This window comes from Micromonospora sp. NPDC049004, from assembly GCF_040649315.1.
Taxonomy (GTDB): Bacteria; Actinomycetota; Actinomycetes; order Mycobacteriales; family Micromonosporaceae; genus Micromonospora.
Map to the genome: position 1 here is coordinate 261,516 of NZ_JBEZFG010000002.1, position 9,164 is coordinate 270,679.

The window sequence follows — 9,164 nt, forward strand, 5'->3', positions numbered from 1 at the left end:
AAACCCCTGCTTCACTTGAGCCGCTACTGCTCCCAGGCTAGCTGGATCATGCCGTCGAGCGCCGCTGGGAATCCGGTGAGATCGTCCAGCACCACGCTCGCCCCCGCCGCACGCAGCTCATCCGGGGAGCACGGCCCGGTCGCGACAGCGATTCCCGGCACCCCCGCCACACCCGCCGCCACCATGTCCGCCACGTGGTCACCGACGTAGTGGGTCGCGCCGTGCTCGCTCAGCGCGGTCGCCTTCTGCTCGGCGAACAGGTCACCGGCCAGCTCGTCCACCACGAGGCCGAGGTGGTCCAGGTGCAACCGGGCCAGTCGGCCGATCTTGGACGTGACGACGAGCACCCTTCCGCCCCGGGCACGGATCGCGTCGATCGCCTCCCGCGCCCCGGGCAGCGGCACCGTCGGCGTGATGGCGTACGCCGGATACAGCTCCCGGTACACCAGCACGGCCGACTCGACCTGCTCCGGCGGGAACCAGTGCGCGATCTCGGTGCGCAGCGGCGGGCCGAGCCGGGACACGGCCAGGTCAGCGTCCACCGGTACGCCCGTCCTGGCAGTCAGCGCGCGATAGGCCGCGGCGATGCCGGGCCGGGAGTCAACCAGGGTCATGTCGAGATCGAATCCGACGGTCAGCGCGCGCATGTCGAGAAACCTACCGGGCGACCGCCTACCGGCCGGACGTCCGAGGGGCGCGACAGCCCCACCCCGGGCTAGCGTGGAAAGACGATGACCACCTCACTCGCCGACCACCTGCGGTCGCTGCCCGACGAGTCGCTGGCCGCGCTCCTCCAGCTCCGGCCGGACCTCGTCGTGCCCGTGCCGGCCGACGTCTCCGCCCTGGCCATCCGCGCCCAGTCCCGGGTCTCGGTGGCCCGGGCCCTGGACGGGCTGGACCAGTTCACCCTCGGAATCCTCGACGCCGCCCGGCTCACCCGGCACCCGGACGAGGGCACCACGGCCACCGACGCCGTGCTCGCCATGGCGACCACCGGGCCGCACCCGCCGGCGCCGACGGCCGTCCGCGCCGCCGTCAACCGGCTGAGGGCGCTCTTCCTGCTGTACGGCCCCGAACACGCCCTGCACGTGGTGCCGGCCGTCGACGAGGTCTCCCCGTACCCCGCTGGCCTCGGCCGACCCGCCGCGGAGCTGGACCCGCGCACGGCCGCGCTCTGCGCGGACCCGGCGAAACTGCGCCGGACGCTGCTCGCGGCACCCCCGTCGGCCCGGGCGATCCTGGACCGGTTGGCGGCCGGACCACCCGTGGGCAGCGTGCCCCCGGGCGCGTTGCAGGCACCGCCGATCGGCGCGCAGGACGCCGTCCTCGCCGACCCGACCAACGGTGGTGCGCCGACCGGCTCGCCGGTGCGCTGGCTGGTCGACAACCGGCTGCTGGTCAGCGTCTCGGCCGGCTCGTCGACGGCCAGCGGCACGGTCGAGCTGCCCCGCGAGGTGGGGCTCCTGCTGCGCCGCGACAGTGGCCCGCTCGGGCCGCTGCGCACCAGCCCGCCGCCGGTGGCCACCGCGCCCCGCGAGCCCAAGGCGGTCGACTCGGCCGGCGCCGGGCAGACGATGGAGGTGGTCCGGCACACCGAGGGGCTCTTGGAGCAGCTCGCGGCCGAACCCGCGCCGGTGCTGCGCTCCGGCGGCATCGGCGTCCGGGACCTGCGCCGACTGGCGCGTACCGCCGGCCTGGACGAGCCGACCACCGCGCTGCTGCTGGAGGTGGCGTACGCGGCGGGGCTCGCCGGTGAGCTGGAGATGCCCGGCTCGACCACCGGCCGGTACGGGGCGGATCAGCAGGTGCTGCCGACCGGCGGGTACGAGGTGTGGCGGGCCGCCTCGCTGGCCCAACGGTGGGAGCACCTGGCCCACGCCTGGCTGACGATGACCCGGCAGGTCGGCCTGGTCGGTAGGCGTGACGACCGGGACCGGCCGATCACCGCGCTGTCCGCCGAAGCCGAGCGGGCCGGTGCTCCGGCCACCCGGCGGGCGGTGCTCGGTGTGCTCGCCGACCTGGAGCCGGCGACCGCGCCCACCGCCGAGGAGGTGCAGGCCCTGCTGGACTGGCGGGCGCCGCGGCGCAGCCGGGGTCGGGAGGCCGCCCACCGGGAGGTGCTGGCCGAGGCGGCGCAGCTCGGCGTGACCGGCCTGGGGGCGCTCACCTCGTACGGGCGGTTGTTGCTGGGCGAGCTGACGTCGGCCGACGAGCCGGGCGGCGACCCACTCGGGTTGCACGTGGACGCGGAGAGCGGCGATCCGTCCAGTGCCGCGCGGGCGTTGGACGCGCTGCTGCCCGCCCCGGTCGATCACTTCCTGGTGCAGGCCGACCTGACCGTGGTGGTGCCGGGGCCGCCCGAGCCGGCGCTGGCCGCCGAGTTGGAGGCGACCACCGAACCCGAGTCGGCCGGTGGGGCGAGTGTGCACCGGGTCACCACGGCGAGCGTGCGGAGGGCGCTGGACGCCGGTTACACGGCCGACGACCTGCACGAGCTGTTCCGGCGACGCTCGCGTACCCCGGTGCCGCAGGGGCTCAGCTACCTGGTGGACGACGTGGCCCGTAAGCACGGTGGGCTGCGGGTCGGGTCGGCCGGGGCGTACCTGCGCAGCGACGACGAGGCGCTGCTCACCGAGGTGCTGGCCGACCGGCGGTTGGAGTCGTTGACGCTGCGACGGCTGGCGCCGACGGTGCTGAGCACCCCGTACCAGGTCAGCCGGCTGCTGGGCGCGCTGCGGGACGCCGGGTACGCGCCGGTGCAGGAGGACGGCACGGGCGGCACGATGTTGTCCCGACCCCGGATCCGGCGTGCTCCGGCACGGGTCGCGGTGACCACCAGGACGCTCGATCCGCTGGCCGCCCCGAAGCTGCCGATGCCCCGGCTGCTCGGGGTGGTGGAGCACATCCGGCGGGGCGACGCTGCGGCGCGGGCGGCCCGCCGGGCGCCTGCCGTCGTCCGGGGCGGGGCGGCAGGGCTGGGCGGTGGCCCGGTGCCCGCGCACACGCACAGCGAGGCACTTGCCGTGCTCCAGCAGGCGGTCCGCGACAAGGCGCTGGTCTGGGTCGGGTACGTCGACGCCCACGGGGCGACCGCGTCCCGGCTGGTCAAGCCGGTGTCGATCGGCGCCGGCTACCTGCGGGCCGAGGACGAGCGGACCGAGATGCTGCACACCTTCGCGCTGCACCGGATCACGGCGGCGGTGCTGGCGGACTGAACAGGGCTCAGCCGCCGCTGGTGTGTTTGCTCAGCGGCGGCTGCGGCGAAAGGTGCCGACCACCGAGACGGCCAGCAACAGGGCGAAGCCGGCGCCGGCGGACTCACCGACCGAGTCGACGAAGCCCTGCCGCAGCACCAGCCAGCCGAAGAGGAACCACCCGACGAGGAGCGCCGCGGCGAGGGCGTACGCGACCACTGTCGCGCGGGACACCTCGTCGGGTGGCGCGTGTTCATGCTCTGCGATCACGTCACGGTCGACCGTCATGCCCAGCCTCCCCGCCCGGTGCGGCCCTGGACTCCCAAGAGTGTCACTCCCGGGACGGCTGTGACAGGGGATAAACCCCGAGTCGGGCGGGATGTTCAGGTGCCGGGGCGGCGGCCGATCAGCACCACCCGGGTGCCGACCTTGCCCAGCTCCCACATCCGGACGGCGTCGGCGTGCAGCAGGTTGACGCAGCCGTGCGAGCCGATCGACTTGTCGTGCAGGTAGGTAGTGGTCTCGTGGAACCCCATGCCCTGGGTGAAGTGCTGCCAGTACGGCAGCCACACCTCGTACGGGTTGGACCACTCCTTCGGATTCCGGTAGTTGACGGTGTAGGTGCCGGACGGGGTGCGGTAGCCGGACATGCCGGTGCGCGTCACCGTCGGCGCCATGATCACCTTACCGCCCCGGACCGCCCACACGGTCTGCCGGGTCAGGTCCACGCAGAAGGTGGTGCCGGTGCCGGCCTTGCAGCTTTTCGTGTCGGTGGTGGCGAGTCGCTGGGCCACGTCCAGGGTGGTCGGTCCGGCGCGTCCCTCGACGGGGCGAATGCCGTACCTCTTCTGGAACTTCTTGATGGCGGCGCAGTCGGCGGCGGACTGCCGACCGTCGACCGTGACGGCCCCGAACCCGCCCAGCCGGGCCAGGTACGTCTCCACGGCTCGCTGGTGCTGGCCCTGCGGACAACCGGCGACTGTCGGCGTACCGGTGCTCGGGGTCGGGGTCGGGGTCGACGCCGTGCGGGTCGGCTTCGGCGTGGGTTTCCGGGAGGGTTTCGGGGTGGGCGCGGCCGGCGTGGGCCGGCCGCGCTGGCCCGGCCCGGACGTGCCGCTCGCCCCCGTTGCCTGTTCCGCCGCACCGACCGGGGCGGCTCCCCCGCCACCACTCCCACCGGACTGCGGATCGAACGTGCACGCGCCGGCACCGACCAGCACGACCACCGCCAGGGCAACCAGCCGGGAAGTGCTCCGGACACGCCTCATGGCACCTCCCCTGGACAGTCGTCCCTTTGCTAGACGTTCGTGAGTGCCGTCCTGGTTGCACCCGGTGCTCATCTTTCTTTCGACGTTCTCCGCCGTGCAACACTGGATGGTCGGCCAGCGGCGGGTATGCGACCCGTTCCGGCCGGACGGCCAACCGAGGAGAGGACGCTGGCGTGAGTGGTGGACCCCTGATCGTGCAGTCGGACAAGACCCTGCTGCTGGAGATCGACCACCCCGACGCGCAGGCATGCCGGATGGCGATCGCGCCGTTCGCGGAGCTGGAACGCTCGCCGGAGCACGTGCACACCTACCGCCTGACCCCGCTGGGTCTGTGGAACGCCCGCGCCGCGGGGCACGACGCCGAGGGTGTCGTCGACTCGCTGATCAAGTACTCCCGCTACCCGGTGCCGCACGCCCTGCTGGTGGACGTGGCCGAGACGATGGACCGGTACGGCCGGCTCCAGCTCGCCAACGACCCGGCGCACGGGCTGGTGCTGCGCGCGCTCGACCGGCTGGTGCTGATCGAGGTGGCCAAGAGCAAGAAGCTCGCCGGGATGCTCGGCGACAAGATCGACGACGACACGATCCGGGTCCACCCGTCCGAGCGGGGCCGGCTCAAGCAGGCGCTGCTCAAGCTGGGCTGGCCGGCGGAGGACCTGGCCGGTTACGTCGACGGTGAGGCGCACCCGATCGAGCTGGCCGAGGCCGGCAAGGACGGGCGCAAGCCGTGGACGCTGCGGTCGTACCAGCGGGAGGCCGTCGAGGCGTTCTGGGCCGGCGGGTCGGGCGTGGTGGTGCTGCCGTGTGGGGCCGGCAAGACCCTGGTCGGGGCGGCGGCGATGGCCGAGGCGAAGGCGACCACGCTGATCCTCGTCACCAACACGGTCGCCGGTCGGCAGTGGAAGCGGGAGCTGATCGCCCGCACGTCGCTGACCGAGGAGGAGATCGGCGAGTACTCCGGCGAGCGCAAGGAGATCCGCCCGGTCACCATCGCCACGTACCAGGTGCTCACCTCGCGGCGCGGTGGCGCGTTCACCCACCTGGACCTGTTCGGCGCCCGCGACTGGGGCCTGGTCGTCTACGACGAGGTGCACCTGCTGCCCGCGCCGATCTTCCGGTTCACCGCGGACCTCCAGGCCCGCCGTCGGCTGGGCCTCACTGCCACTCTGGTACGCGAGGACGGCCGCGAGGGCGACGTGTTCAGCCTGATCGGCCCCAAGCGGTACGACGCGCCGTGGAAGGACATCGAGTCGCAGGGCTGGATCGCCCCGGCCGAGTGCGTCGAGGTCCGCGTGACCCTGACCGACGCGGAGCGGATGTCGTACGCGACGGCGGAGGCCGAGGAGCGGTACCGGATGGCGGCGACCGCCCGCACCAAGCTGCCGGTGGTCAAGGCGCTCGTCGACCGGCACCCGGAGGACCAGGTCCTGGTGATCGGCGCGTACATCGACCAGTTGCACCAGATCGGCGAGTACCTCGACGCGCCGATCGTGCAGGGCTCGACCACGAACAAGGAGCGGGAGCGGCTGTTCGACGCGTTCCGCACCGGGGAGATCCGCACACTGGTGATCTCGAAGGTCGGCAACTTCTCCATCGACCTGCCCGAGGCGGCGGTGGCGATCCAGGTGTCCGGCACGTTCGGGTCGCGCCAGGAGGAGGCGCAGCGGCTGGGTCGGGTGCTCCGCCCGAAGGCCGACGGCCGGCAGGCGCACTTCTACACGGTGGTCTCCCGGGACACGATCGACACCGAGTACGCGGCGCACCGCCAGCGCTTCCTCGCCGAGCAGGGGTACGCGTACACGATCGTCGACGCCGACGACGTCCTCGGCCCGAAGCTGCCGACTGTCGACTGAACGCGGGCGGCTGCGGTAAGCCGGGGCGGGTTTCAGGGTCGGGCCCGCGGGTCGGCGTCGAGCAGTCCGGTCAGCAGGATCCGCAGGGTCGTGTCGAAGAGATCGCGCTCGGCGGGCGGCCGCGCGGGTCGACTGAACGCCGCGGCGAGGTGCGGGTAGGCCGCGACGTCCACCTCGGCGAAGCTGACCGAGCGGGAGCTGGCCTCGCTGCGGGCGAAGAGGCTCACCACGCCGGTCATCATGCCGATGGCCTCGAACTTGGCGGTCACCGCGCTGTCGACCGGCTCCAGAACCCCCAGGCAGGCGTCGAACCAGGCCAGGCTCTCCGGGCCGGGCGCGGACATCCGGTTGATCGTGTCGAGCAGCCAAGGGTGGTGCCGGAAGAGCGCCCGTTGCCGGCCAGCCAGCAGGAGCATGCCGTCGAGCCAGTCGGCGTTCGGCTCCGGGTACGGCCGTAGTTCGCCGACGGCCCGGTCGGTCATCAGGTCCAGCAGGTCGTCGCGGGACGACAGGTGGCGGTAGAGCGCGCCGGCGCTGGCACCCAGCGCGGTGGCGACGGCGCGCATCGACACCGCCGCGATTCCCTCGGCATCAGCCAGGGCGATGGCGGCGGTGACGATGGCGCCCCGGTTGTGGGTCGGGGTGGGGCCGCGCCTGCCGCGTACGGGCCGGGCCCAGATCGACTGCCGGTCGGCGCCGCCCGGGTCGGAATTCATAGGTGCGTCGCTCACCGATCCACTGTAAACTGCGTACAGTGTTCGCAGTTTCATCCATCGGGGGTGGGCACGCATGGAACGGATCACGGCACACGACGGCGCGTCGATCGTGCTGCACTCGACAGGAGCCGGACCGGGCATCGTGGTGGTGCACGGCGGCGGGATCACCATCGACGTCTACCGGCGGCTCGCCCAACGGCTGGCCGACCGCTTCACGGTGCACCTCTACAACCGGCGAGGGCGGGCGGACGCCGCCCCCCGCGCTCAGCCGTACACCTTCGACCAGGACATCGACGACCTCGCCGCGGTGCTGAAGCACACCGACACCCGCAACGTCATCGGGCAGAGTTCCGGCGGTTTCATCGCCCTGCAGGCCGCGGTGCGGCTGCCGATCGACCGGCTCGCGCTCTACGACATCGCGATCGACATCGACGGTGGCTTCCCCACGGCATGGCTCGACGAGGCACGACAGGCGGCGCGCGACGGTGACATCGCCCGCGCGATGGCCATCACCGACGCCGGCATCAACACCCACAACCCGGCCACCAGACTTCCGCTGCGGGTCCGCGTCGCGCTGGTCCGGGCGTTCCTGCGTACGCCGATCGGCCGGACGATGGCCGACCTGCTGCCGATGACCCTCGACGAGACGAACCAGATCCGGCTGCGCGGCGGTCCGGCCGAGGCGTGGTCGGGGGTGAGCGCGGACGTGCTGCTGGCCTACGGGGCCGCGGGGCCGCCCTACTACGCCGACCTCAACGGGAAGCTGGCTCGCGCCCTCCCACGAGCGAGGGTCCTGCCGATCCCGCGCAGCGGCCACGACGGCCTGAACCGGGCGCCGAGCAGGATCATCGAGCCGATCGCAGCATTCTTCGGGGCCCCGGTGAGCCCCGAGCGGGCAAACCAGCTCTGAGCCCCCGGCACCAACCAACCCACCCGGTCGACGGCCCTGCCAGCCGTGCGCGGCGACGCTCAGCGGGAGAAGCGGTCCACCAGCACCGCGAGTCGCCGATCGTGGTCGGCGCGGCGGAGCCGGCCGCTGCGCATCAGCGTGACCAGACCGTGCAGGCCACTCCAGAACGTCTCGGTGACCGCCTCCAGGTCGTCGTCACCGGCGATCGGACGCACCGCGTCGGCCAGCTCGGCGAACCCCCGGGCCAGGTCGGTCGGAACGTCCTGGCTGGCGAACGGCAGGTCCACGGCGAGGGTGAACATCGCGTCGTAGAGGGCGGGCCGCTGTTCGGCGAAGGTGGTGTACGCCTCGGCGACGTCGGCGATAGCCTGCCGGGGGTCGGCGGCCGAGGTCCGGGCCGCGGCCAGGGCGGTCGCCAGCTCGGCGAAGCCCTCGACGGCGACCGCCGCCATGATGGCGTCCTTGCCCTTGAAGTGGCTGTAGAGGACGGGCTGGCTGTATTCGATCTCAGCGGCGAGCCGCCGGGTGGTCACCGCGTCCCAGCCCTCGGCCAGGGCCAGGTCGCGTGCGGCGGCGACGATGGCCCGTTCCCGTTCCGCCCGCTCGCGCTCCCGGCGCGTCTGAGTCGACATGACAAAACCCTAGCACTGCTAGCGTTGCTGTCGTCGCTCTGCTAGCGTCGCTCTTACATCTAGCGGCGCTAGCAATTGGAGCGGATCATGTTGTCACCCCTCGCCTACGGACTCGCCGTCGTGCTCAGCCTCTTCGTCGTCTTCATCGGTGCGCGGTTCCTGCTGGTGCCGCAGGCCGCAGCCGCCGGGTACGGCGTGCCGGCCCGGCCGGACGGCGATCCCGCCTACCTGACGGTCAAAGGGCTCAAGGACCTCACCTTCGGGCTGATCGGACTCGCCCTGATCGCCTTCACCACTGCAGACGCGGTCGCGTGGTTCATGCTGGTCGTCGCGCTCGTCCCGCTGGGCGACACCCTCATCGTGCTGCGCAACGGCGGAACGAAGGCCGTGGCCTTCGGCATCCACTTCGCGACGGCCGCGGTAGTCCTCCTCGACGCAGTCCTGCTGTTCGCCCTGTAACCAACCCCTACCCTTCCCGGGGTTGATCAAGAGGTTTGCGTCACCCAAGTGCCCCAACAAGTCAGAAACAAAGATATAAACCAACCCACGGCCGGGGGGGCGGGGGCAGTGGGGGGGGGGGGGACACGAGGC

The 9,164-nt window shown here is 72.5% G+C and carries 9 protein-coding genes; 4 read left to right on the top strand and 5 right to left on the bottom strand.

All coding sequences use genetic code 11. The features are described 5' to 3' along the window. Positions 1–23: 23 nt before the first annotated feature. Entirely contained in the window at positions 24–647 is a 624-nt protein-coding gene (locus AB0B97_RS05965; RefSeq protein ID WP_357491030.1) for an HAD family hydrolase, read from the bottom strand. Between the two features lie 84 nt (positions 648–731). On the opposite strand from AB0B97_RS05965, the gene AB0B97_RS05970 reads away from it, so the two are divergent. Next, complete coding sequence (locus tag AB0B97_RS05970) at positions 732–3,215, top strand: helicase-associated domain-containing protein (RefSeq protein ID WP_234584210.1); 2,484 nt, start codon at positions 732–734, stop codon at positions 3,213–3,215. 30 nt (positions 3,216–3,245) lie between these two features. Here AB0B97_RS05970 and AB0B97_RS05975 read toward each other — a convergent pair whose 3' ends face one another. Together AB0B97_RS05975 and AB0B97_RS05980 are read right to left on the bottom strand one after the other, a co-directional pair. Next, on the bottom strand, positions 3,246–3,482 hold the full coding sequence (locus tag AB0B97_RS05975) for a hypothetical protein (RefSeq protein ID WP_234584209.1): 237 nt from the start codon (positions 3,480–3,482) through the stop codon (positions 3,246–3,248). 95 nt (positions 3,483–3,577) lie between these two features. Further along, the gene (locus AB0B97_RS05980) at positions 3,578–4,462 is read right to left on the bottom strand and encodes a L,D-transpeptidase family protein (protein ID WP_357491033.1); all 885 of its coding nucleotides are present in this window, start codon (positions 4,460–4,462) and stop codon (positions 3,578–3,580) included. A gap of 173 nt (positions 4,463–4,635) precedes the next feature. On the opposite strand from AB0B97_RS05980, the gene AB0B97_RS05985 reads away from it, so the two are divergent. Beyond that, positions 4,636–6,315: a DNA repair helicase XPB gene (locus AB0B97_RS05985; protein WP_234584207.1), complete on the top strand. Its 1,680-nt coding sequence runs from the start codon at positions 4,636–4,638 to the stop codon at positions 6,313–6,315. Between the two features lie 32 nt (positions 6,316–6,347). Here the strand turns inward: AB0B97_RS05985 and AB0B97_RS05990 are convergent, their stop codons facing one another. After that, positions 6,348–7,046: a helix-turn-helix domain-containing protein gene (locus AB0B97_RS05990; RefSeq protein WP_357491036.1), complete on the bottom strand. Its 699-nt coding sequence runs from the start codon at positions 7,044–7,046 to the stop codon at positions 6,348–6,350. A gap of 58 nt (positions 7,047–7,104) precedes the next feature. On the opposite strand from AB0B97_RS05990, the gene AB0B97_RS05995 reads away from it, so the two are divergent. Then, on the top strand, positions 7,105–7,941 hold the full coding sequence (locus AB0B97_RS05995; RefSeq protein ID WP_357491038.1) for an alpha/beta hydrolase: 837 nt from the start codon (positions 7,105–7,107) through the stop codon (positions 7,939–7,941). Between the two features lie 59 nt (positions 7,942–8,000). Here AB0B97_RS05995 and AB0B97_RS06000 read toward each other — a convergent pair whose 3' ends face one another. Next, positions 8,001–8,573 carry a TetR/AcrR family transcriptional regulator gene (locus AB0B97_RS06000; RefSeq protein WP_357491040.1) on the bottom strand — a complete coding sequence of 191 codons (573 nt, stop codon included), beginning with the start codon at positions 8,571–8,573 and terminating at the stop codon, positions 8,001–8,003. Between the two features lie 87 nt (positions 8,574–8,660). Between AB0B97_RS06000 and AB0B97_RS06005 the strand changes: the two genes are divergently transcribed. After that, positions 8,661–9,032, top strand: coding sequence for a DUF4267 domain-containing protein (locus tag AB0B97_RS06005; RefSeq protein WP_357491042.1), 372 nt, complete (start codon positions 8,661–8,663; stop codon positions 9,030–9,032). The last annotated feature ends 132 nt before the right edge of the window (positions 9,033–9,164 follow it).